General features: G+C 44.7%; 19 protein-coding genes. 7 read left to right on the forward strand and 12 right to left on the reverse strand.

What is annotated here, in order from left to right; all coding sequences use genetic code 11:
• Nucleotides 1-6: 6 nt before the first annotated feature.
• Nucleotides 7-429: an outer membrane protein assembly factor BamE gene (locus ACR64J_RS01665; protein ID WP_317200746.1), complete on the reverse strand. Its 423-nt coding sequence runs from the start codon at nucleotides 427-429 to the stop codon at nucleotides 7-9.
• Between the two features lie 300 nt (nucleotides 430-729).
• On the opposite strand from ACR64J_RS01665, the gene fur reads away from it, so the two are divergent.
• Complete coding sequence (gene fur, locus ACR64J_RS01670; RefSeq protein WP_317200747.1) at nucleotides 730-1161, forward strand: ferric iron uptake transcriptional regulator; 432 nt, start codon at nucleotides 730-732, stop codon at nucleotides 1159-1161.
• Between the two features lie 133 nt (nucleotides 1162-1294).
• On the opposite strand, the gene ACR64J_RS01675 is transcribed toward fur, so the two are convergent.
• Nucleotides 1295-2416, reverse strand: coding sequence for a PilT/PilU family type 4a pilus ATPase (locus ACR64J_RS01675; RefSeq protein ID WP_317200748.1), 1122 nt, complete (start codon nucleotides 2414-2416; stop codon nucleotides 1295-1297).
• Between the two features lie 56 nt (nucleotides 2417-2472).
• Nucleotides 2473-3510 carry a type IV pilus twitching motility protein PilT gene (locus ACR64J_RS01680; RefSeq protein ID WP_317200773.1) on the reverse strand — a complete coding sequence of 346 codons (1038 nt, stop codon included), beginning with the start codon at nucleotides 3508-3510 and terminating at the stop codon, nucleotides 2473-2475.
• A gap of 270 nt (nucleotides 3511-3780) precedes the next feature.
• Here ACR64J_RS01680 and ACR64J_RS01685 point away from each other — a divergent pair, with 270 nt between their 5' ends.
• A complete protein-coding gene (locus ACR64J_RS01685; RefSeq protein ID WP_435950193.1) occupies nucleotides 3781-4518 on the forward strand; it encodes a YggS family pyridoxal phosphate-dependent enzyme in 738 nt (245 codons plus the stop codon).
• Between the two features lie 25 nt (nucleotides 4519-4543).
• On the opposite strand, the gene ACR64J_RS01690 is transcribed toward ACR64J_RS01685, so the two are convergent.
• Nucleotides 4544-5815, reverse strand: coding sequence for a hemolysin family protein (locus tag ACR64J_RS01690; protein ID WP_435950194.1), 1272 nt, complete (start codon nucleotides 5813-5815; stop codon nucleotides 4544-4546).
• A 142-nt stretch (nucleotides 5816-5957) separates the two neighbouring features.
• The gene (locus ACR64J_RS01695) at nucleotides 5958-7637 is read right to left on the reverse strand and encodes an NAD+ synthase (RefSeq protein WP_317200751.1); all 1680 of its coding nucleotides are present in this window, start codon (nucleotides 7635-7637) and stop codon (nucleotides 5958-5960) included.
• 682 nt (nucleotides 7638-8319) lie between these two features.
• On the opposite strand from ACR64J_RS01695, the gene ACR64J_RS01700 reads away from it, so the two are divergent.
• The 3 genes from ACR64J_RS01700 to epmA are packed head-to-tail and all read left to right on the forward strand — an operon-like array spanning nucleotide 8320 to nucleotide 11704.
• Complete coding sequence (locus ACR64J_RS01700; protein WP_317200774.1) at nucleotides 8320-9471, forward strand: AI-2E family transporter; 1152 nt, start codon at nucleotides 8320-8322, stop codon at nucleotides 9469-9471.
• A gap of 40 nt (nucleotides 9472-9511) precedes the next feature.
• Nucleotides 9512-10639 (forward strand): 4-phosphoerythronate dehydrogenase, encoded by a 1128-nt coding sequence (locus ACR64J_RS01705; RefSeq protein WP_435950195.1) that lies wholly within the window; start codon nucleotides 9512-9514, stop codon nucleotides 10637-10639.
• A gap of 39 nt (nucleotides 10640-10678) precedes the next feature.
• Nucleotides 10679-11704: an EF-P lysine aminoacylase EpmA gene (epmA, locus tag ACR64J_RS01710; protein ID WP_435950196.1), complete on the forward strand. Its 1026-nt coding sequence runs from the start codon at nucleotides 10679-10681 to the stop codon at nucleotides 11702-11704.
• Nucleotides 11705-11784: 80 nt separating this feature from the next.
• Here the strand turns inward: epmA and ACR64J_RS01715 are convergent, their stop codons facing one another.
• From ACR64J_RS01715 to ACR64J_RS01740, 6 genes are all read right to left on the reverse strand, one after another.
• A complete protein-coding gene (locus ACR64J_RS01715; RefSeq protein WP_435950197.1) occupies nucleotides 11785-12423 on the reverse strand; it encodes an NAD(P)H-binding protein in 639 nt (212 codons plus the stop codon).
• A 179-nt stretch (nucleotides 12424-12602) separates the two neighbouring features.
• Nucleotides 12603-13052: a YaiI/YqxD family protein gene (locus tag ACR64J_RS01720; protein ID WP_435950198.1), complete on the reverse strand. Its 450-nt coding sequence runs from the start codon at nucleotides 13050-13052 to the stop codon at nucleotides 12603-12605.
• Entirely contained in the window at nucleotides 13052-14377 is a 1326-nt protein-coding gene (locus ACR64J_RS01725) for a 5-(carboxyamino)imidazole ribonucleotide synthase (protein ID WP_435950199.1), read from the reverse strand. The genes ACR64J_RS01720 and ACR64J_RS01725 overlap by 1 nt, the downstream gene beginning before the upstream one ends.
• A gap of 121 nt (nucleotides 14378-14498) precedes the next feature.
• Nucleotides 14499-15047 carry a 5-(carboxyamino)imidazole ribonucleotide mutase gene (gene purE / locus ACR64J_RS01730; RefSeq protein WP_435950200.1) on the reverse strand — a complete coding sequence of 183 codons (549 nt, stop codon included), beginning with the start codon at nucleotides 15045-15047 and terminating at the stop codon, nucleotides 14499-14501.
• 115 nt (nucleotides 15048-15162) lie between these two features.
• Nucleotides 15163-16107, reverse strand: a complete 945-nt coding sequence (locus tag ACR64J_RS01735; RefSeq protein WP_435950201.1) for a metallophosphoesterase — start codon at nucleotides 16105-16107, stop codon at nucleotides 15163-15165.
• A 29-nt stretch (nucleotides 16108-16136) separates the two neighbouring features.
• Nucleotides 16137-16754 (reverse strand): rhomboid family intramembrane serine protease, encoded by a 618-nt coding sequence (locus ACR64J_RS01740; RefSeq protein ID WP_435950202.1) that lies wholly within the window; start codon nucleotides 16752-16754, stop codon nucleotides 16137-16139.
• A 258-nt stretch (nucleotides 16755-17012) separates the two neighbouring features.
• On the opposite strand from ACR64J_RS01740, the gene ACR64J_RS01745 reads away from it, so the two are divergent.
• Together ACR64J_RS01745 and ACR64J_RS01750 are read left to right on the forward strand one after the other, a co-directional pair.
• Nucleotides 17013-18533, forward strand: coding sequence for a hypothetical protein (locus ACR64J_RS01745; protein ID WP_435950203.1), 1521 nt, complete (start codon nucleotides 17013-17015; stop codon nucleotides 18531-18533).
• 592 nt (nucleotides 18534-19125) lie between these two features.
• Nucleotides 19126-20805 carry an OmpA family protein gene (locus ACR64J_RS01750; protein ID WP_435950204.1) on the forward strand — a complete coding sequence of 560 codons (1680 nt, stop codon included), beginning with the start codon at nucleotides 19126-19128 and terminating at the stop codon, nucleotides 20803-20805.
• 131 nt (nucleotides 20806-20936) lie between these two features.
• On the opposite strand, the gene nagZ is transcribed toward ACR64J_RS01750, so the two are convergent.
• Nucleotides 20937-22016, reverse strand: a complete 1080-nt coding sequence (gene nagZ / locus ACR64J_RS01755) for a beta-N-acetylhexosaminidase (protein ID WP_435950205.1) — start codon at nucleotides 22014-22016, stop codon at nucleotides 20937-20939.
• Nucleotides 22017-22118 lie beyond the last annotated feature (102 nt).

Raw genomic sequence — 22118 nt, forward strand, 5'->3', positions numbered from 1 at the left:
TATGAATTATGATGCTGGAAGGGTCTCTATACCTTCAATACGCGTAACAATACCGCGCTCATCAAAGTATACAATCAGATGCTGACTGGCGTTTTTGACATCAGCGATTCCCTTACGCTCGCCCTCAGTACCCGCCTTGTAATCATAGATGTAGTCCCAGCGGTTAGGCGCTAGGGTATCTCTGATGGCAGGGCTACCCAACACATAGAGCACCTGGTTTTGGTTCATACCGACTTTAAGCTTTTGCGCTTGTACTTGAGTGACAGGCGTCCCTTGCGGCAAATCTATTTTGTATACACTAAGCAAAGAGCAGCCAGACATTGCAACTGCTGCGCTCAACATGCCAATAGTAGCCGCTCTACGTAACAGGCTTTGCGGACGATAAAACAAACGAGTGGTCAATGACTGTATCATGATAAGATGACTCATTAAAAAATGGATTAGGCGCGGTAGTGTTAAGTACTGCCGAAAATATATATTATCGACAATAAGTACTATCAATGATAAGTACTGCTATCAACAATAAGTACTACCGACAATCTTGGACAAATGATACGTCATTTAGAACCTATTGCCTACCATTTACCACATTATTTACCAAACCTCCTCTAAGATGATAAACTGTTTTTATCGTAAATTCAGGGACTTGCGCTTTGGTACTTAATAAGCCCAAATTAAGAATAAAGGCGTCCAATCAGTTGCTAAAATCTGACCGTTAAAAGGAATATTATGTCTTTAACTAATCAAGATCTACGTAAAGCGGGACTAAAAGTAACCTTGCCTCGTATCAAAATATTGGAGCTGCTTGAGAGCGCTGAGATGCATCATATGAGCGCAGAAGAGGTATACAAGGCACTCATTGGACAAGGTGAAGATGTAGGCCTTGCAACCGTTTACCGCGTGTTGACTCAGTTTGAGCAAGCAGGCATCGTTGAGCGGCATAACTTTGAAAATAATCTATCAGTGTTTGAGATTACCCAAGAAGAGCATCATGACCACTTGGTCTGTGATGGCTGCGGTAAGATCATTGAGTTTCATAATGAAATTATCGAAGAAGAGCAGCTCAAGGTAGCCAAAGAGCATGGCTTTAAGCTCTCAGGTCACTCGCTAGTGCTGTACGGTATCTGCAATAATAAAGAGTGCCAAGACAATGCTAGATAATAGGCGTTAAAATAAATTTTGATTATAACGTAAAAAACAGCGCTCAAGATGAGGGCTGTTTTTTTGAGGGTTAATTATATAAGCATTAGAAGAGTAGGTATGTCAAAGAAGAGGATACTAAAATTAAAGGGCTCTAATTGATAACCAGTGATAGCCCGTCAGAATCTTCATCAACTTTTTCACCGCGGTTTTTGCCGCTGAGTTTGATTTTTAGGCGCAGATCATTGGCGGAGTCCGCATGCATAATTGCATCTTCGTAAGTGATTTCGCCTTCTTCGTACAAATCAAGTAGCGCCTGATCAAAGGTTTGCATATTGCTGTCACGCGAGCGCGTCATAACTTCTTTAATCTCGTGAATATCACCTTTACGAATACAGCTACTGATTAGTTTTGAGTTCAATAAAATCTCTACCGCAGCGCGGCAGCCCTCACCATCAGGGGTCGGTATTAGTTGCTGGGCGACGATGGCTTGTAAGTTTAGCGAGAGATCCATAAGCAGTTGACTGTGGCGCTCGGACTCAAAAAAGTGAATGATACGATCAATCGCTTGGTTGGCGTTATTGGCATGTAAGGTTGCAAATACCAAATGACCTGTTTCGGCATATTGAATAGCGTAGCTCATAACCTCAGGATTACGAATCTCACCAATCAAGATAACATCGGGCGCCTGACGCAAGGTGTTTTTGAGGCCCGCTTCAAAGGACAAGGTGTCGATACCGACCTCGCGCTGAGTGATGATACAGCCGCGGTGCTCATGAATAAACTCGATAGGGTCTTCGATAGTGATGATATGACCATGAGAGTGCTGATTACGGTGACCGATCATGGCAGCTAAGGTAGAGGATTTGCCCGTTCCTGTGGCACCGACCAATAGGATAATTCCGCGTTTTTTCATCGCCAGCTCTTTTAGCGAGGGCGGTAAACACAGCTCTTCAACCGTTGGAATCTTGTTTTCAATCTTACGCAGGATCATACCTGCCATATCACGCTGAACAAAAGCACTAACCCGAAAACGGGCCTGCTGCGCTTTATCGGTAATAGCAAACTGACACTCGTTAGTCGTCTCAAACTCTTTAACTTGACTGGGTGTCATCACGCTTTTGACCCAAGCCATAGATTGCTCAGCGCTAAGCGGCGTCTTGCCAATCGCTAATATCTGACCATTGACTTTCATAGAAGGCGGAACATCAGCGGTGATAAAAAGGTCAGAGCCGTTTTTTTTGACCATCAGTTGTAATAATTTATCAAAATCCATAGTGATCTATCCTTGTCCTTAAGCTTGTCATGTCATGCTGATTTAAATGTGTTGTATTAAATAAATGCTTCTGGTTGCTTGGCGTAAGGACGAGCAACGTCTTTACTTATAACGCCTTGCGCTACTAGGTTTTTGAGGGTTTGATCTAAAGTGATCATACCGTCGCCAGCTCCCGTCTGAATAGAGGAGTACATCTGTGCAATTTTGTTTTCGCGAATCAAGTTACGAATAGCGGGCGTGCCAAGCATAATCTCGTGAGCGGCAACGCGTCCGCCGGTTTGACGACGTAGCAGGGTTTGTGAGATAACCGCTTGTAGCGACTCTGATAGCATCGCGCGAATCATGTCTTTTTCGGCGGCAGGGAAGACGTCGATGACGCGGTCAATGGTTTTGGCCGCAGAGCTTGTGTGCAAAGTGCCAAAGACTAAATGCCCCGTTTCAGCAGCGGTAAGCGCTAAGCGTATGGTCTCAAGGTCTCGCAGCTCACCGACGAGAATAATATCAGGATCCTCACGTAGTGCTGAGCGCAGCGCAGGCTCAAAGCCTAAAGTATCTCTATGCACTTCGCGCTGATTGATCAGGCTTTTTTTGGACTCATGTACAAACTCAATAGGATCCTCAATCGTTAAAATATGCTCTTTGCGGCTCTCGTTGATATAATCGATCATAGCGGCAAGGGTCGTTGATTTACCTGAACCCGTAGGGCCTGTCACCAAGACCACGCCGCGTTTAAAGTCAGAGACGCGCTTGAACACCTCACCCATACCTAAGTCCTCCATCGTCAATACTTTGGAGGGAATAGTACGAAATACGGCACCTGCGCCGCGATTTTGATTAAAGGCGTTGACCCGAAACCGTGCTAAATCTGGAATCTCAAAAGAAAAGTCGGTCTCAAAAAACTCCTCAAAATCAGCGCGCTGCTTATCGTTCATAATGTCGTAGATGAGCTGATGCACCACTTGATGCGTCATCACAGGCATATTGATACGGGTCATCTCACCATCGACGCGGATCATCGCGGGCATACCAGCTGATATATGTAAATCTGATGCATTGTGTTTGACTGCAAAACGCAATAAATCTTCAATATTCAAAGTGTTTTTTTCAGCCATAATTGGGTATTCCTATCGGTAAGGACAAATCAGTAGCACTTAGCCAGTCGCTAAAAGTCATCAGTAAAGGCCAACCATGCAAAGCTGACAAGCATTTGATTGTTAAGTGGTTAAGATAACAATATCATAACCACTCAACTAATATTTAATTTAAGAGCAAAATATATGCCATATTAAGACAAAATTTAAAAATAATGCCATTATAGGTAAAGAGAATAGACTGACCATCGCAAACGAATAAATGAGAGAGTTATGAGCAATAATTACAATGATAAAAGTGAGCATGTTGTAGAGCTCGGCTTTGATAGCGAAGCTTTGGTTGAGCGCTGGGGACAAACGCTTGAGCAAGTTAAAGGTGCCTGCAAGTTAGCAAACAAGAACAACGTCACTTTACTTGCGGTCTCAAAGACTAAGCCTGCGCCAATGATTGCCACTTTAGCTGAGCAAGGACAGCGCCATTTTGGTGAAAATTACTTGCAAGAGGCGCTTGAAAAAATAGAAGTGCTAAAAAATGAGTCCAAAACGAGTGACATCGTTTGGCATTATATTGGTAGCATTCAGCGCAATAAGACGCGAGATATCGCTGAAAATTTTGATTGGGTACAGACGCTTGAGCGTGACATTATTGCCAAGCGCTTAAATGAGCAGCGCCCTGAGAATATGGGCGCACTCAACGTTTTGATTCAGATAAATATTGATAACGAAGACAGTAAGTCAGGATGTTTGCCAAGCGAGCTACCAGAGTTAGTAACCGCGATAAAGAACTATGAGCAGTTATGTCTGCGCGGCCTGATGATTATCCCGTCCAAAACAGATACCGATGCTTTTAAGCGTACTAAAACATTATTTAATGAGATTAAGGAGGCGCATCCAGAGCTTATCGCTTGGGATACTTTGAGTATGGGGATGAGTGGCGATATGGCGGAGGCGATTGCAAGCGGCTCGACTATGGTACGTGTGGGTACAGCGATCTTTGGCGCACGCGATTAGCTCAAAAGGCTTTTAAACTCACTTATCAGCTGTCGTCAAGTTTGGTAACCAGTAGCTGATTGATCTTAAGATTATCGGTTGCCAGAATCTCAAACCGATAATGCGCGTATTCGATAGTATCTGTCTTCTTTGGAATTTTGCGCAGCATATAGGTCATAAAGCCGCTGATGGTTTCATAATTTTGACTAAAGGGCAGGTTGACGATACCCAAAGCACGTATCACATCCTCGATTGGCGTCATACCGTCCACCAGCCAAGAGTTTTCGGTACGTTGTACAATAAGCTGCTCCTCTAACGTCACAAGCTCGCCCATCGCAATGCTCATCACATCCTTTAAGGTGATGACGCCCACAACCATCGCATACTCATTAACAATAACCGCAAAGTCAGCGCCGTTTGACTTAAAGGTCTCTAACACCTCAAACAGTGACAGCGTATCTGGGATAAAGAGCGCCGGTTTTAACAATGCCTTGTCAGTTAACTGCACTTTGCGCTGCTCAAGCACTGAGGCCAAAAAGGTGCGCGATTCAACGTAGCCAATGATATGTTCCAAATCATCATTGCGACAGACCAAAAACTTATTGTGTGGCTGCTCTATCATGACCGAGACAGCTTGCTCAGTTGTGGTATCGCTATTGAAGTAGACGATGTGCTCGCGCGGATTCATCACTGAGGTTACCGTGCGCTCTTGCATCTCAAAGATGTTCTCAATTAGATGGTGTTCTTGTTTTTTGAGAACGCCGGCCTCAGCACCGGCATCCATGACCGCGTAGATATCCTCTGGCGTCATATCGTCGCGGCGTACGGTTGAGATGCCAATGAGTTTAAAGACTAAATTGGCCGCGCCATCAAATACCCAAATCAGCGGCTTTAGAATAAAGATCAAAAAGATCATCGGTCTAACTAGTCTGATAGCGATATGCTCAGAGTTAGACATCGCCAAACGCCTCGGCATCAAGTCTGCAAATAGGATAAAGATACTAGTGACGAGTACAAATGATACGATAGACGCCAAGGTTTCATGACCCAATAGTACCTGCAAATAAGAGCTGATCGCTGACTCGCCAATAGCACCAGCCAAAATGGCGACGGCGTTGAGCACGACTTGGACCACGGTGATAAAGCTACCAGAGTGCTCTTGCATATTGAGCACATCAAGCGCGCGTACCTCGCCCTCTTTTGCCATGACTTGCAGCTTAATTTTGCGTGCTGAGGCAATCGCCATCTCAGAGCTTGAAACAAGCGCGGCTAATATAATAAGTAAAAGAATAAAGACACTAGCGCTTAACAAGCTCATGAGAGACTCAAATAAAATGATGATAACCAAGGGGAAGGGCGTCAAAATGAGCCACTAAAAAAGCTGGGTAAGCACCCAGCTAATCATAAAGTATTAGGGCGTGTTTGATTGTTCAACGCGCCCCAGAATAAAGCGTTATAAGTTAGCCTTTTATCGACCACTTATTGACTAAAGGATAGCGGCGCTCACGACCAAAAGCTTTGTGACTGATTTTGGTGCCAAGCGGTGCCTGCGCGCGTTTGTATTCGCTACGATCCACCAGAGAAATCACGCGGGCAGCGACGTCAGCATCATAGCCTTTATCGATAATGTCTTGATAGCCCATATCCTCATCGATATACATCGTCAAGATACCATCTAATACGTCATAATCAGGCAAGCTATCTTGATCTTTTTGATCAGGGCGCAGCTCAGCTGATGGCGGGCGAGTAATCACGCGCTCGGGAATAACGGGCGTATCCTCTAAGCGGTTGCGATAATTTGCCAAATCGTACACTTGCGTTTTGTAGACGTCTTTTAGCACATCAAAGCCGCCTGCCATATCACCATATAAGGTGGAATAGCCTACCGCCAGCTCAGACTTATTGCCTGTGGTAATAACCAAATGACCAAATTTATTGGACAAAGCCATGAGTACTACGCCGCGCGCGCGGGCTTGAATGTTCTCTTCGGTCGTATCAGCTGGTGATTTGTTGAATAAAGGCGCTAGCGTATGGCGAATGCCTTCGACCGCATCGAAGATAGGGCAGACGGTGTAGGACACATTAAGGCGGCGCGCTTGTGCTTGGGCATCCTCTAGGCTGATTTGCGAGGTGTACTCGTACGGCATCATCACCGCGTACACCTTGTCAGCGCCCAAAGCATCAACCGCGATACAAAGCGTCAATGCCGAATCAATACCGCCTGATAAACCGACGATGATACCTGAGAATCCTGATAGATTGACATAATCACGCAGACCGACAACTAGGGCCTGATACATCTCAGACTCGCGGCTTAGCGATAACGGCGCTTTGTTTTGGGTATTAAAGGAGTTGCTCTTGATATCTAAAGTTGCGAGCAATAGCTGATTCATAAAGCGCGGGGCCTCATGAGCGATATTACCATCGGCTTGCATAATAACAGAGCCGCCATCAAATACCAAGTCATCTTGCCCGCCGACGGCATTGACATAGACGATAGGTAGATTATGCTCGCGGCTGCGTTTAGCTAGCATATCTTTACGCTGGTCTTGTTTGCTGATCTCAAACGGTGAGGCGTTTAAGCTTACGATAAGATCTGCGCCTTGTTTTTTGAGATCGGCAATCGGGCCTTTTTCCCACAAGTCTTCGCAGATAAGCAGACCGATAGTGATACCTTTGTAATCAAACAAAACTTGATTGCGGCCTTTATCGAAGTAACGACGCTCATCAAAAACGCCATAATTGGGCAGTACTTGTTTGTGGTAAAAGCCTTTTTGATGACCATTATGCAAGATAGCAGCAGAGTTAAAGGTGCCGTGATGATCGACATGAGGGTAGCCGACGATCATGACGATATCGTCGATATCACTTAGGCTGGATAAGGCGCTTTTGATGCGACCAGACAAGCTTGGACGTAGTAACAAGTCCTGCGGCGGATAGCCTAATAATGCTAGCTCTGGAAAGACAATGACGTCGGCACCTTGCTCGCGGGCTTGTAGTGCTAAAGTGCGCATTTTTTGAGCATTGGCGGTGATATCACCGACCAAAAACTGCGCTTGTGCTAATGCAAAGGTTACTGTATTCGCTGACTTATGACTATTATTGGTTGAAGGGTTGGGGTTATCAGTGTCTTTTGACATTGTTATTGTTCCTATTTATGTTTATATATACAAAATTATTATTGGGCTAAATATATAAGTTCAAATATTGAACTCATAAGCGATAAGACGCTGGCGTTTTCTATAATAAAAGCTCTATTATTGGCTTTTTCTACATTTAGCGTTATAGGCGCTTAAGATATCTGTCATTATTTTATGTTTAGCAGCTGCCGCTTAAATATAAAGCACCGCTTAAACCAAAGCAAAAAAATCCTTTTTCGCTTACTAATGATCAAGACTAAAAGTATCTAGATCTGACAGACAACCGCTCTAGTATAACATCAATTAGAAGCGCTCATAGAACGCACCAGTGATTTAGCAGCGACGTCAGCTGAGTCAAGTGCTATGATAAAAGCGCTCATAAAGACAAATGTACTCAATGAAGCTGCGACTCACTTGAGCCTTTCATTTGAGCCTTAGACGCACAGTTGTAAGTAAAAGTTACAACACAGTATTATATATTCGTTATATTCTAATGCATAATGATAACTATTGACTGATGCGGTTTTTGACTTAAGCCGATGTCAAACTTATCTGATACCAACAGTCTTATATCGTCATCAAATACAGCTTATAGCTTTTGCCTATAAGCTGTATTTGTATAGTTACTATTTTATAGCAAGTTTACAGCAAAACTTTGCTAACTGATTTTGGTCACATTGCCATGATTGAACACTGGACAAAAGAGTTTATTATTCAGCGCTTACTTGCGATCACTTTGCTGGTTGTGCTGTTTATCTTATGCTTTCAGGTGGTACAGTTCTTTATCGTGCCTGCGTTGTGGGCGGCGATTTTGGCTTATGTGACTTTCCCTGTTTATCAGTTTTTTAACGAAAAAGTACGTTTTAGCTCTGGCGTTAGTGCTGGGGTGATGACGGTTAGTATTACACTTATCATAGGTATTCCTCTTGTTTTTGGTCTGTTTATATTGCAGCAAGAGGCTATAAGTTTAATTAGCAACATCATTTATCGCATTAGAGCAGGTTACTTAGATGTGCCTGAATCTATCAAGGATTTACCGATTATAGGTCAACAGATTAAAGACATGCTGTGGCGCATTAACAAAAATCCAGAGGGTGCGCTTGAGGCTTTTCGAGTCTGGGCGCAGTCGCATCTGTATTATGGCAAAATCGCTCTTGATGTGATGCTCAGCAGTCTTGCCAAATTGGGTATGGCACTGATGACGCTGTTTTTCTTTTACCGTGATGGTACCAACTTAATTCGTCAAATTCGTCAAGCGCTGCGCAATATCATTGGCAATCGTATCGACGGCTATATCGACTCGGTAGGGACAACCACGCGCGCTGTGGTATATGGCATTGGTCTAACGGCGCTCGCGCAAGCTTTGCTAGCTGGCGTTGGTTATTATTTCGCTAGTGCGCCAAGTCCTATTTTATTGACGATAGTGACTTTTATTATTGCGCTCATTCCCTTTGGCACGCCCTTTGTTTGGGGCGGAGTATCGATTTGGCTACTCAGTCAAGGTTATACCGCTGAAGGCATTGGTTTAGCGCTTTGGGGTACTTTGGTCATCAGCTGGGTAGATAATTTGATTCGTCCTATTGTCATTAGTGGCGCGACCAAGATACCCTTTATTATTATCTTTATTGGGGTGCTCGGCGGCTTGACGGCTTTTGGCTTTGTCGGTCTATTTATCGGACCTGTGGTACTTGCGATCGGTCTTGCCGTCTGGCGTGAATGGATATCTAATCATAAAAATGAAGTGTTCGCGCCCAAAAAAGTACCACTAGACGATGATGAACCGCTTGTATCTGCCGACAAAACAGCGGTGAGTGAAAGCAATAAACCGATTTGATGCTGACAGCACAATACTTTAATAACGACATACTAATTCTATGAATAATTCTATTACTATCGTTGCTGATAGCAACATTGCCAGTCTCAATGAGTTTTTTACCGCTGCCAATTTAGGTCAAGAGAGCGATCAGATCACTATCGTGACTGTAGCAGGGCGTGATATTACAGCGCAATTGCTAGAGCAGCTACAGCCTCAAGTGCTGCTCATACGCTCAGTGACTCAAGTCAATAAAGCACTACTTAAAGATAACAGTAGCGTCCATTTTGTCGGCTCAGCCACTATCGGCACCGATCATGTCGACCAGCACTATTTAAAATCGCGCAATATCACCTTTTCCAATGCAGCGGGATGTAGCAAGCATTCAGTCGCGCAATATGTGCTGACGGCTATTTTGACGCTACGTCCGCAGTATTGGTCACAGTCTATCAAGGCAATGAAGCCTATGACGCTTGGCATCATCGGACTGGGTAATATCGGTAGTACACTAGCGCAGTACGCAACTGACCTGGGCTGGCAAGTACTCGGGTATGATCCGCTATTACCGGTATCAACGGTCAACAATGCAAGCTTTGAGCAGGTATTAAGTCAAAGCGATGTGATAAGTTTGCATGTGCCGTTGACGTATAGACATAACGCTGACAACGTTGCTGACCATAGTAGTGATTATCCAACGCTTCATCTTATCGATAGTGCTGCTTTGGCAAAAATCCCAGCAGATACGCTACTTATCAATAGTGCGCGCGGGCCTGTTATCGATGAAGCGGCGCTCGTAGCGGATATCGAACGTACAGGTAGACAAATGGTGCTCGATGTGTTTGAGCATGAGCCGCAAGTGTCTGAGAGTCTATTATCTAAGCTCGCTATCGCCACTCCGCATATCGCAGGGTATACCCTAGAGGGTAAGCTGCGCGGTACACAAATGATTTATGATGCGCTCTGCGACAAGCTAGGAGTGCTACCTACGCAATCGATGAATAAGCTGCTGCCCGTTAATATGTTCTTGTGGTCTGAGCTCAAAGACAATCCTAATCTTTTAGGCAAGTTTTATGATATTAAGCAAGACGATAGCGCGTTAAGAGAAAAGGCTACCGATGGGCGAGTAGAGGGAGCTGACTTTGACAAGCTCAGACGCGATTATCATTTGCGCCGTGAATGGCAGGCTTGATATGAGTCAACTTATAATAGTTCATTACAGAAAATACTTATGAGCTCACCTAACCATAGGCTTGATGCATCTAGCTATGCACCAACGATGACGCTAGCAATGGCACAAAAGCGCGCGCAAATGCTCGCTGACATCAGGCAGTTTTTTGCCATGCGTCAGGTATTAGAAGTACAGACGCCACTATTATCGCAAGCGGGCAACACGGATACCTTTTTGCAATCGGTAGGTGCTGGGGTAACCTATCAAGATCAGCTGCGCACTTATTATTTACATACCTCGCCTGAATTTGCGATGAAGCGTCTGCTTGCCAGCTGGCGCGTACCTATTTATCAGATATGCACGGTCTTTCGCGATAATGAGATTGGCTCGCGGCACAACATAGAATTCACCATGCTTGAATGGTATCAGCCGAATTATACTTTGGCTGATTTGGCTGATGAGCTTGGGCAGATGTTAGAGGTGCTCTATGGTTATCCTGTAGTGATGAATCACTATCGTTATGTCGATGCGTTTATGGACTTTGTGGGTATTCATCCACTGACGGCTAGTATCTCGGCGCTACAAGCCGTAGCTGAGGACAAGGGTCTGAGTGTATCTGGTCTTGAAGGTGATGGCGACAGCTCACAGCAAAGTGAGGATAATATCCGCCAAGGGTGGCTAGATTTGCTCTTTAGCCACGCCGTCGAGCCAAACTTGGGTTATGAGTTGCCAACGTTAATTATTGAGTATCCACCAGCGACAGCGGCGCTCGCCAAAACCGCTCTCGATAAAGACGGCAATCAGATTGCCAAACGTTTTGAGCTGTATATTAATGGTATCGAGATTGCCAATGCTTATGATGAATTGGCTGACGGGCAGGCATTAAGAGCACGTTTTGAGCAAGACAATCAATTGCGCCGTCATCATAACCTGCCACTAATGCCTATCGATGAGCGCCTACTCGCTGCTTGTGATGAGCTGCCGACTTGTAGCGGGATTGCGCTCGGTGTCGATCGTTTACTCATGGTATTAGTAGGCGCAGCTCAACTATCAGACGTCATTAGTTTTCCAAGCGACCAAGCTTAAGCATTGAGTCAGTGCTTTATGAGCATAAAAAAGCGGACTATCCAAGGACAGTCCGCTTTTTTTGAACAAAAGAGTTAAGATTATATTTTGGCAATAGCTTCTTTGATAGCCGTCTCGCCGTTTTGCATACTAAAGACTTGTTTGATGGTGTTATCAGCACTCAATACCGCCGCTAAAGTGCTCGCTACATCCTTGATTGAGTTCTCACCTGCACTATCATCATTGACAGCAATAGTTCCCGTAGCTTCTCGCTCTTTAAGCGCGCCTGCTTGCACAATAGTGTAGTCAAGGGTGCTGTCATGGACAAGCCACTGGTCTGCGTAATGCTTGCAAATATAGTAGTCTTTTAGATCTTTGATACCAGGATTGTTCCATTTACTAGTATCTAATGAAAATACGGTACTGAGCATGATATAGCGTTTAATGCCATTATCTTGCGTCGCTTGCATAGTTTTCACTGCGCCGTGCAAATCTACTTCTAATACATTTTTGCCACCAGATCCTGCGACAAAATAAACCGCATCGATATCTTTATCGATTTGTTTTTGAATGTCGTCTTTATGAGCTGTAATGTCTAAATCTAACTGACTGTAGTTGTCGTTATCGAATAATTTTTCATCTTGTCTGGTCGTACCGATGACTTGATGACTATCATTTAATAATTGTTCAACCAAATCACTACCGACGCGGCCACTGGCACCTATGACTAAAATTTTCATATGGACTCCTATCTTTGAGAGTTGTTTTTTTAAGAGTTATTTAAAATATGCATCTAAGATAACAAAAAAATCGGCATACATCGTTATGATGCGTGCCGATTACATAGTGTTTGGTTATAGCGTGTATACCGTTTGCAAGGAGAGTAGGTATAGCGGTTGAATTTATTCTTTTAAAATGTCTAACGCACTAGTTTGTTAAGACCGTCGGCAAAGGCTTTTTTATCACGATCGCCGTACGGCTTTTGTCCACTCATCTCTTGTAATTCGAGCACGCCGGTACCGCGCATAGTATCCATAAAATCACGCATGTTGAGTTTTTGCTTGATATTGTTTTTATCATAAATGACGCCGCGCGTAGTCAGCACCATGCCGCCTTTATCCAAGATATCATTAGCCAAAGGAATATCGCTGGTAATCGCCAAATCGCCTGCCTGTATTTTTTCGACAATGTAATCATCAGCTTTATCAAACCCATGCGGTACAACGGTCATGATCAATAGCGGTGACTTGCGTAGCTTGATGGGGTGGTTGGCGACGAAGATAGCCATGGTTTGCGTACGCTCTGCGGTTTTGATAATTAACTCTTTGGCAATAAGTGGCACTGAGTCAGCGTCAATCCAGATTTGCATTAGTTATTAGCCTTGTCTTCTTTGTCAGCGGTACTTGCGCTTTGATCTAAGTCTTCTACTTTTTCGTCGACTTTAGCCTCGGCTTCGATATCTAACTGATCGGACTCTGTTTTGGTGTCTGAGTGTTTTTTATCCAAACCAACTTTATTAGGTAAAACGCTTATCAGTGCGCTCAAGCTTGTCTCAAGGTTAGCGACGTCATTTGGCATCAAGGTAATATGAGCGATCTTGCGATCTTCGCGCTCCTCTTTATGATAGCTGTGATAATGAGCGCCGTCTATTTTGAGTACCTCGCTGATATCTGGATACTGACCGAGGACATTGAGCATAATGGCGGGGTGGATATTGTCTGTATCACCCAAAGGCAGGCCAACTACTGCGCGTATATGGTTCTCAAACTGACTGGTGATTGCGCCCTCAATACTCCAGTGCCCAGAGTTATGTACACGCGGCGCGATCTCATTGGCGAGCAGATAATCATGACCGCGCGCGTCTTTAGTCACAAACAACTCAAGCGCCATAGTACCCACGTAATTAAGATGATTCATCACAGTGGTAATAGCATCTTTTGCTTGCTTGAATAAATGGCTGGTACCGACCGCAGGTGCTTGAGTTTTAGCTAAAATCCCTTGATGATGATGGTTTTCGACCAAATCATAACAGCGCACATTACCCTCTGTGCCACGTGTGGCGATGATAGAGAGCTCACGACTAAAGTGGATAAAGCCCTCAGCGATCAGCGAGGCGGGGGTTGGCGTCAGGCTACCTTGACCACTGACCGCATCTTTGAGCGCGTGCCACGCCGCTGGTATATCGTCATCGGTTTTGATCACAAACTGACCTTTGCCATCGTAGCCGCCGCGACTGGTTTTGAGTACGATAGGTAGACCCAAAGCCTTACAAGCCTGTGCAAGCTCGGCTTGGGTACTCACGGCGACAAAGGGGACGGTCGCAATAGCCAAATCATTAAACATCTGCTTTTCTTTTAGGCGATCTTGTGCCACATCAAGAGCAATAGGCGGTGGATACATGCCCTGTTTTTGTCCTGACTTGGCAAGACTTGCTAGACGTTCAACGGTCGATGTTGGCGTGTTTTCAAACTCTAGGGTAAACACGTCCGCTGCCGCTATAAAATCCTCTAACTGCTCACTGCTATAGACGCGTCCATAAAGACTGGCTGGACACTGCGCATTGTCCTCTAAAAACACGCAGCGATAACCGAGCGGCATGGCAGCCTCTGCCAGCATCATGCCGAGCTGACCGCCTCCTAAAATACCTATCGTACCAATGGTTTGGGTTGCAGGGTAAGCATTATCTGTTGTCATAGCAGGCTCTTTTGCGTCATCAAAAAGGATATGGTTTTGGTAGTATAGCAAAATAGGAAAAGGTGCACGAAAGGCACCTTTTATTATTGAGCTAAATGATGACCAAGCTAAGTTGGTCATTTTATTGATTGATAATACCAGGAATAGGGCTGGCAAGAATGGTATCGGTTTGCGTTTGACGCAAATGTTGCAATTTATTAGCAATCAACTCGTCATGCAATGCCAACACCTGAATCGCCAGCAGTGCAGCATTATAAGCGCCAGCACTACCGATAGCTAGCGTACCAACCGCGACGCCTTTTGGCATCTGGACGATAGAGAGCAAACTATCCCAACCGCTAAGTATCGAGGACTTTACAGGGACGCCAAAGACAGGAAGCGGCGTTTGACTGGCGCACATACCTGGCAGGTGCGCCGCCCCTCCAGCACCAGCGATGATGACTTGCAGGCCATTGTCTTTAGCGCCTTTGGCATACTCAAATAGTCTATCAGGCGTACGATGAGCCGAGACCACCTCGCATTCAAACGCAATACCGAAATCTGCTAATAACTGGGCTGCTGCGCTCATTGTCGGCCAATCAGACTGCGAGCCCATGATAATACCTACTTTGGGCTGACCTGCTGGGGAGGCGATAGCCTTGTTTTGGTCAGTTGCATGATCGGTGCTCATAAGGCGATATCCTCAAAACGACCATCATACAAAAGTTTTGCTAGTGCCGTAAAGACAAGATTGCCTCATCTTAGCAAAACTCATCGCATAGCTTGGCTTGGTAGTCGTAGAAGGTCTACGTATTTAGGTACTGCACAAAGTTATTGGGGCTAAGTGGTAATGGGTGGTCAGTGTCCAGCTGATAACTGGTCAAATATCCACTATCAACCGCTGCTGAATAATCCGTGCAAACGACCTGCGGACTGAGCGGCGCAGGCGTGCCTGTTAGCCAGTAGTGACCCACAAATATAGGTTTAGTCGTTTTGAGCGTAAAGTCTATAGGCTCAGGCTTAGTATCATAAGGAATCTGCGCTATCGCTGAGGCAGGCGCGCGTGCAATATCGTGGATAGGGCGATCATTGAGATCATCAAGCCACCACCTTACTCGTACTCGCGTACGCGTCGTACCTTCTTTATCCACCATCACAATACCCTCAGGCAGCGGCGTCTCCACCCCTTTGAGCACGCGCTCTAAGGCCTCAAATAACGGCGTATGTTTTTGTGAGGTGTGAATAAGCGCCTTTAAGGTTAAGCGATTGTCATCGGTTAGCAGTGGCTTTAGCATTGCCATACTATCGACATCCCAGCAGGCATGCACAAAACAGGCATAGTCGGTCTCAAGCCACAATGGAATCTCGTAAAAGCGCTTAAGCCAATAGGTATGCAGCTCCGAGCCAAAGGTCACTTCATCTAAAAACGCCTTGTGCTGGCGGGTATGTATCTCATTGTGCACGCGTAAATAGTGCTCTGGATGCTCAGGATCTAAAGTGGCAAACGCTAAAGCATTGTATTCATGATTGCCCATCACGGCATCAGCAACGCCTGCGTCGAGCATCGCAAAGACAATCTCAAGCGTCTTGATTTGCTGCGGGCCACGATCGATTAAATCACCGATAAACAGCGCTCGGTGGCCTTTGGGCGGCACAAAATACTGACCATTATGCTGATAATCTAATTGCGTCAGTAGTCCTATTAGTTTGTCTGCATAGCCATGAATGTCACCGATAATATCTATAATCATAAATTGTGATCAAATTCCGAGTCAGTAGATTAAAGGATAGGCGAGAGTAGCTCTCTAATAAAGTGCGGTATAACCTGTGGCTCTAGTATTATTGTGGCTATCACGCCAAACGCGCCGCCCCATAAATGCGCCATATGGTTAATATTAGAGTCGCCTTTTTTATCGGCATAGATGCTATAAGCGACGTATGCGATAGCGAATAATATCGCAGGAATCGGTACAACAGCGAATAGATACAGCGTATCCCAAGGCGCGAGCAGTATAAAGGCAAAGAGTACTGCTGATACGCCCCCAGAAGCTCCAAGGCTTAGGTAGCTGGCATTGTTTTTGTTTTTGAGATAACTTGGAATCATCGCCACAATGATAGCCAAAAGGTAAAACACAATAAACCCAAAGCCCCATAGATATGGCTCATAAAGCCCTTCGATGGCGCGACCAAAGAAATATAAGGTAAACATGTTAAACAGCAGATGCATGCTATCGGCGTGAATAAAGCCGTGAGTCACAAATCGATCCCATTGACCTTGTTCTACTGCTGGCGGATAGAATATCAGACGATTAAACAGAGCTTTATTTTGCCAAGCTAGCAGACTGATAATAACCGTAACGATAATAATAAGTGTAGTATGATTAAACAAAAAGGTCATCCTTAGGGCAAGCCTATTATACTACGCGCTCAAAGTACGACGCGTTCCAAGTACGATACGCTCTAAGTCTCAAGCGTTTTGATCGAGAAAAGCAGAATATGTAGACTCCAATATAAAGCAATTAAACTATCAGTAAGTGATGATGAGTAAGGCTTCGTATTGCGAGCGTAACGACTCCTGTTGACAGTGATACTTGGCATAAAAAACGTAGAATTGAGCCATTAAAACCTTTAATCAAGCAGAGGAAAGCTGCATTTTATGAATATCATTGAACACTTAGAACAAACCGTTAGCAGCCTAGTGTTAGCAGATACTGTAGATGCTGCTAAGCTAAGCTTACTTGAGCAGTTCTATGCAATTTTAGCGACGCGGTTGTCATCATCACAAGTGCAGCGCGATGATAAGGCGCGTTCAGACAGTTTTGACACCATTCATCACTCACTATTTGAGCAACTATGGCAAGACCCTGATGATCGTCAAGTCATCATTAAAGAGTTGTCCGCAGCGCACCATATCAATGAGATAGTGACTACGCAACTGCTTATCAATGCCACACCCCTCGCTTATCAAGCCCTAAAGGACAGTGCAAAGGGTGAGTATTTGCCCGCCTTTTTACAACATCAGCAACCCATTTTACGTCAATATCTTCCAGCGTGGTCAGCATCTGTTATTGCACAACGTACGCATATCGAGGGTTCACTGACGTCAGCTATTATTACAAATTCAGATAAAACGACGGCAGGTGACGCTCACATCTTAAATACACAAAGCCTTGAGAAAGAAATCATTGAGCAAGAGAAGCTATCTGATACCGATGCCATTCATGCAAATCCCTCCCAGCACCATGCAGATAACTATGCATATAACTATGCAGATAATAACGAGGCTAATAATAACGAGGTTAAGCCTTTTAGAGTAACGCGCGCTCGTAACCACAATAAAGGCATGCGTAAGACATCCTGGTTGCTGTTTGCCTTAGCCGTATTAGCAGGAATGGGGTTGGCATGGGCGTTAGTGACAAAGCCTAAACCAGTTGAAACCACTGCAGCACCGCCTACGGTTGCAGCGCCTGTAACGCCGCCAGTCGTTGTGCCTTTGACACCTGTTTCGATGAGTGTGGGCGTGGATAATAGTGGCAATCTTTACACTTGTAGTGCAAAAGTCGGTGATACCAGTTTGCAAAGTGCGTTTATGCAAGCGCTTAACGTGAGCTTTGGTGAGCAAGCTAGTATTTGTGAGATCACTGTAGCCAAAGAAATCGCTGCAAGCTTGCCCAATATGTCCATAGAGACGCTACCTGATATCCTAACTTTGCTCAGAGCTACCCCTTTTGCACGCTTGCAACTACAAAATGAGCGCATCGTACTAGAAGCGCCTGATGGTCTGTTGCTGCAACAGCTGGTCGATGACATGCGTATTTTAGTACCTGCCATGCCGATAGAGCGCGCTGCGCCTATACCACTACCTGACAATCTAACTACTGATAATGATGTAACTACTGATAATAGTATAACTATGAATAATCCTGTTGATAGCGGCAACGAGACTATAAGTAACCTAAATAATAACGATGTCGGCAATGCAAACAACACTACAAACAACTATCAGGCTACAGATGATGAAACAGGCGATAGAGTCATACCTGATACGCCAAATCAATATAGGAACAATAATCAAAATACAAATAGCACGCCCGTTCCATCAGGACCTATTTCTTTATCTGAATTAGAGGAGATGGCAAGTAAAGAAATCAGAGTAGATCCAGTAAGAGCGAACTGATAATAACTATGTAGCGGTGTAATAGTCATATAGTGGTAGTGGTAGTGGTTATATAGTGGTAGTAGTTATACAGTGACTAGCTTAGCAGTCATTAACTTAGTAGTAACTTGCATGATTCCTTTAAATATTTGTATAAGCTTATTTGGCAATATATTAATATCCCTATTTGTTTGATATTAAAAAATTAAAAGTGACTTCTTACTTACGCCGTTATTTAAAGTGTTCAGCAGACTCTATCTGGCAATCCTTAATATACGTTAACGTCGATTACACTAATAGGTTTTTAGTTACGCGTAACTCTCCTAACATTACCTAATGTTGCATTTGTACAACATCACCTTTGTTGTGAGTAACCACTTAGTGATTATACTAGGACAATACTGAAGTAAATCAATAAGTAGCTATAGCTAAGTATTTGAACTCAATAATGAGTAACAGACACATTCTTTATTTTTATTTGCTACTACTTGTTACATTCACTCTTATAAAGCGAAACATAATCTTTTGTTTTGTTAATTTAAAATGACAGAATAAGTTTTCGCAAATTTTGAACATTTAGAACGATTACACAAACTATTAGGGGATACAGAATATGGATATTATCAGTCATTTAACACGAACCGTCAGCCCAGCAGTTTTGGGAGATGATCATAGCCCAGCCAAAAAAGGCCTACTTGAGCAGTTTTATGCGATATTCGCCGCTCGCCTAGCTGATAACGAAACCTACGGACGTTTCTCTAACGAGAATATTGCTCGTGACGATCAAGGTTTTTACGACCGCGTTTGGACAGATGGCGCGAACCGTGACCGTATTTCACGTGAGCTTGCAGGCGCGCACAACGTTGACGCAACAGCTTCTCGTGGTTTAATCGCTATGGCTGCACCTTTAGCCTATCATGAGATAAAAAGCCTTGCTGGAACGACGCCAGTACCCCAGTTTTTGAATGATAATTTATCCAGCTATCAGCATCATATCCCAGCATGGGCAAGCGCTGTGGTACCTGCTGGTATGTTAGCCGCCGCTCCTGCTGGCGCACGTATTTCTGACACGACTACGACCGCGCCTCTAGTACGCGAAGAAGAGCAAAAAGACGGCAGCTTTATGAAAGCGTTATTGCCTATTATTGGTTTAATTATTTTAGGTGCACTTGCTTGGGCACTGCTCAGAGGTTGCCAAGATGACCCAGCACCTGTCGCGACGCCTGTTGTTGCTGAAGAGCAAGCGCAGACAGATGGTCAAACAGCAGTTGCTATGGATGTCGAGCCTGCCTCATTGCGTCTTGCTATGGGTGAAGGCAACACCTTATACGCTTGCCGTATGAATGTCGGTGACGAAGCGCTACAAAGCACTGTTATGGGCGCGCTTAATGATGCGTTCGGCGCTGAAACTGATAAGTGTCGTGCTGATGTCGATGACAGTTTTGCGACAGATATGCCAGCTGCAGCCAATCTTGCTGCTATCTTGGCTATCTTCAAAGATGTCCCAGACGCTAGCATGATTATCAAAGGCGATAATATCGTAGTGAATTCAGCAGATGCTGATGTACTTAGCAAGCTAGTATCTGATTTACAAGCTGCAGCACCGTCAATGACAGTTGAAGCTGAAGGTCCGCTAGATATGCAAGGCGAGATTGACAACAGCCTAGTTGCTGCTGGTGCGGCAATAGATAGACTGGGTGACAATCCAGATCCACGCGATGTTGCTCGTGCTTTGAGCCTACAAACCATCAACTTTGAGTTGGACAAAGCGTTTATCCCTGATGTCAACAAGCCGTTCTTAGATCGCGCCGCCAAGATAGTTACCGAAGTGCCAAACATGGAATTGGTTATTATAGGTCATACGGATAATCAAGCTTCTAATGCTTACAATATGGAGCTATCACGTGACCGCGCTGAATCAGTCAAAGAGTACTTAGTTTCTCAAGGCGTTGACGCAAGTAAGCTTACGACAAAAGGTATGGGTGAAACTGATCCTATCGCTGATAACTCAACTGAGCAGGGACGTTTCCGTAACCGCCGTATTGAGTTTACAGTCAACGATCAATCTGCAATGGCAAGTAACAATGGCATGGCGACCAACAGTGGCAACCTTGACCCAGATCTTAACCCGCTAGATAGCAACAACGATGATCTAACGGTTGATGGTGATGATCGCGGCGTAAACGCATCAATGCCAGACCCAGATCTGAATCCATTAGATAACAATAATGATGACTTACTACCAGATGGTGATGATCCCACTCAAGGTACTGTTCTTGATCCAACGAACTAATCTATCGATACAATTATAGATTATCCAAAAAACCGCACTTATCAGAGTGCGGTTTTTTATTGGAGTATGGCTACCTTTAAAAGAGTAGAGTTTCTGCTTCTGCATGTAGTTGTAGTTATTGTAGTCTGCTTTTATTTATACTCAGTAGGATCCTTTTGCCCCGCTGTAATCTTAGTGTTTAGATCTTCGTTGATGAAAAAAGTATTCAAGATATGATTCCGAGCCTGTTGCCAGTAGTCAAATTGCTCACAAGTAGAGAGCAGGTCATCTTGCCATACTGGAATATGTCCGCGCATGGTTTTGATACGACTTTGATTGGGATAGGGTAGCTCTTGCGCCGCTTTGGCAGCATCGTGAGCAGCAATTCTATCATTACATACCAAGGCAATATCACAGCCGGCATTGATGGCGGCTTTAACGCGAGCGCTGACATCACCAACAGAATTGGCACCTGCCATAGAGAGATCATCAGAGAATATCACCCCATCATACTTGAGCTGACTGCGCAAAATGTCTTTAAGCCATATTTTTGAAAATCCTGCTGGCTTATCATCGACTTGCGAGAAAATAACATGAGCAGGCATCACCGCATCTAACCATGGCAAAGTCTGGGCGAAAGGCTGCATATCGCTTGCCATAATCTCGTCTAAACTGCGCGTATCAATGGCCTGCGCTACGTGTGAGTCAGGAGCGATCGCGCCATGACCAGGAAAGTGCTTGCCCGTAGTTGCCATGCCAGCGGCCTTCATTCCGCGCATAAACTGCGTAGACAAAGCTACAATCGCTTGCGGCTCATGATGAAAGCTACGATCGCCTATCACTTGACTGATACCGCCTCTATCGAGGACAGGCGCAAAGCTCATATCGATACCTACGGCGAGTACTTCTGCTGCCATAAGGTAGCCGCAATCGTAAGCACAGCTTAGGGCGAGATTTGGGTCTTTATCGAATAAATCACCGAGGAGGCCCATTGCAGGTAGCGGAGTGAAGCCTTCACGCAGGCGTGCTACGCGGCCACCTTCTTGATCGACCCCGATTAGGATATCAGCATTGTGATAGCGGATGTCATCACATAGCGCGCGCACTTGGGCGGCATCGATCACGTTGCGTGCAAACAGTATAATGCCGCCTACTTGTGCCTGTTTGATCAAGCTGACGTCTTCTGCGGTCAGCGCGGTATTGTCTATATCTATCATTAACACGCCGTACATGGCAGAATCCTTTTTTAAGTTACATTTACAAGGCTAGGATAGAGGAGTACTTAGTGATTCAAGTTGACACACCTCTTGATGCTACCGTTCGCCTACTATGTC

The sequence above is a fragment of the Psychrobacter sp. DM8 genome, from assembly GCF_051307025.1.
Lineage (GTDB): Bacteria > Pseudomonadota > Gammaproteobacteria > Pseudomonadales > Moraxellaceae > Psychrobacter.

What these genes read in the sequence shown, in the direction of transcription:
- ACR64J_RS01745 (WP_435950203.1), top strand. Translation starts at nt 17,013, where the DNA reads ATGAATATCATTGAACACTTAGAACAAACCGTTAGCAGCCTAGTGTTA.
- fur (WP_317200747.1), top strand. Translation starts at nt 730, where the DNA reads ATGTCTTTAACTAATCAAGATCTACGTAAAGCGGGACTAAAAGTAACC.
- ACR64J_RS01665 (WP_317200746.1), bottom strand. Translation starts at nt 429, where the DNA reads ATGAGTCATCTTATCATGATACAGTCATTGACCACTCGTTTGTTTTAT.
- ACR64J_RS01705 (WP_435950195.1), top strand. Translation starts at nt 9,512, where the DNA reads ATGAATAATTCTATTACTATCGTTGCTGATAGCAACATTGCCAGTCTC.
- ACR64J_RS01750 (WP_435950204.1), top strand. Translation starts at nt 19,126, where the DNA reads ATGGATATTATCAGTCATTTAACACGAACCGTCAGCCCAGCAGTTTTG.
- ACR64J_RS01695 (WP_317200751.1), bottom strand. Translation starts at nt 7,637, where the DNA reads ATGTCAAAAGACACTGATAACCCCAACCCTTCAACCAATAATAGTCAT.
- epmA (WP_435950196.1), top strand. Translation starts at nt 10,679, where the DNA reads ATGAGCTCACCTAACCATAGGCTTGATGCATCTAGCTATGCACCAACG.
- ACR64J_RS01740 (WP_435950202.1), bottom strand. Translation starts at nt 16,754, where the DNA reads ATGACCTTTTTGTTTAATCATACTACACTTATTATTATCGTTACGGTT.
- ACR64J_RS01725 (WP_435950199.1), bottom strand. Translation starts at nt 14,377, where the DNA reads ATGACAACAGATAATGCTTACCCTGCAACCCAAACCATTGGTACGATA.
- ACR64J_RS01700 (WP_317200774.1), top strand. Translation starts at nt 8,320, where the DNA reads ATGATTGAACACTGGACAAAAGAGTTTATTATTCAGCGCTTACTTGCG.
- ACR64J_RS01690 (WP_435950194.1), bottom strand. Translation starts at nt 5,815, where the DNA reads ATGAGCTTGTTAAGCGCTAGTGTCTTTATTCTTTTACTTATTATATTA.
- ACR64J_RS01715 (WP_435950197.1), bottom strand. Translation starts at nt 12,423, where the DNA reads ATGAAAATTTTAGTCATAGGTGCCAGTGGCCGCGTCGGTAGTGATTTG.
- ACR64J_RS01675 (WP_317200748.1), bottom strand. Translation starts at nt 2,416, where the DNA reads ATGGATTTTGATAAATTATTACAACTGATGGTCAAAAAAAACGGCTCT.
- ACR64J_RS01685 (WP_435950193.1), top strand. Translation starts at nt 3,781, where the DNA reads ATGAGCAATAATTACAATGATAAAAGTGAGCATGTTGTAGAGCTCGGC.
- ACR64J_RS01720 (WP_435950198.1), bottom strand. Translation starts at nt 13,052, where the DNA reads ATGCAAATCTGGATTGACGCTGACTCAGTGCCACTTATTGCCAAAGAG.
- ACR64J_RS01735 (WP_435950201.1), bottom strand. Translation starts at nt 16,107, where the DNA reads ATGATTATAGATATTATCGGTGACATTCATGGCTATGCAGACAAACTA.
- purE (WP_435950200.1), bottom strand. Translation starts at nt 15,047, where the DNA reads ATGAGCACCGATCATGCAACTGACCAAAACAAGGCTATCGCCTCCCCA.
- nagZ (WP_435950205.1), bottom strand. Translation starts at nt 22,016, where the DNA reads ATGTACGGCGTGTTAATGATAGATATAGACAATACCGCGCTGACCGCA.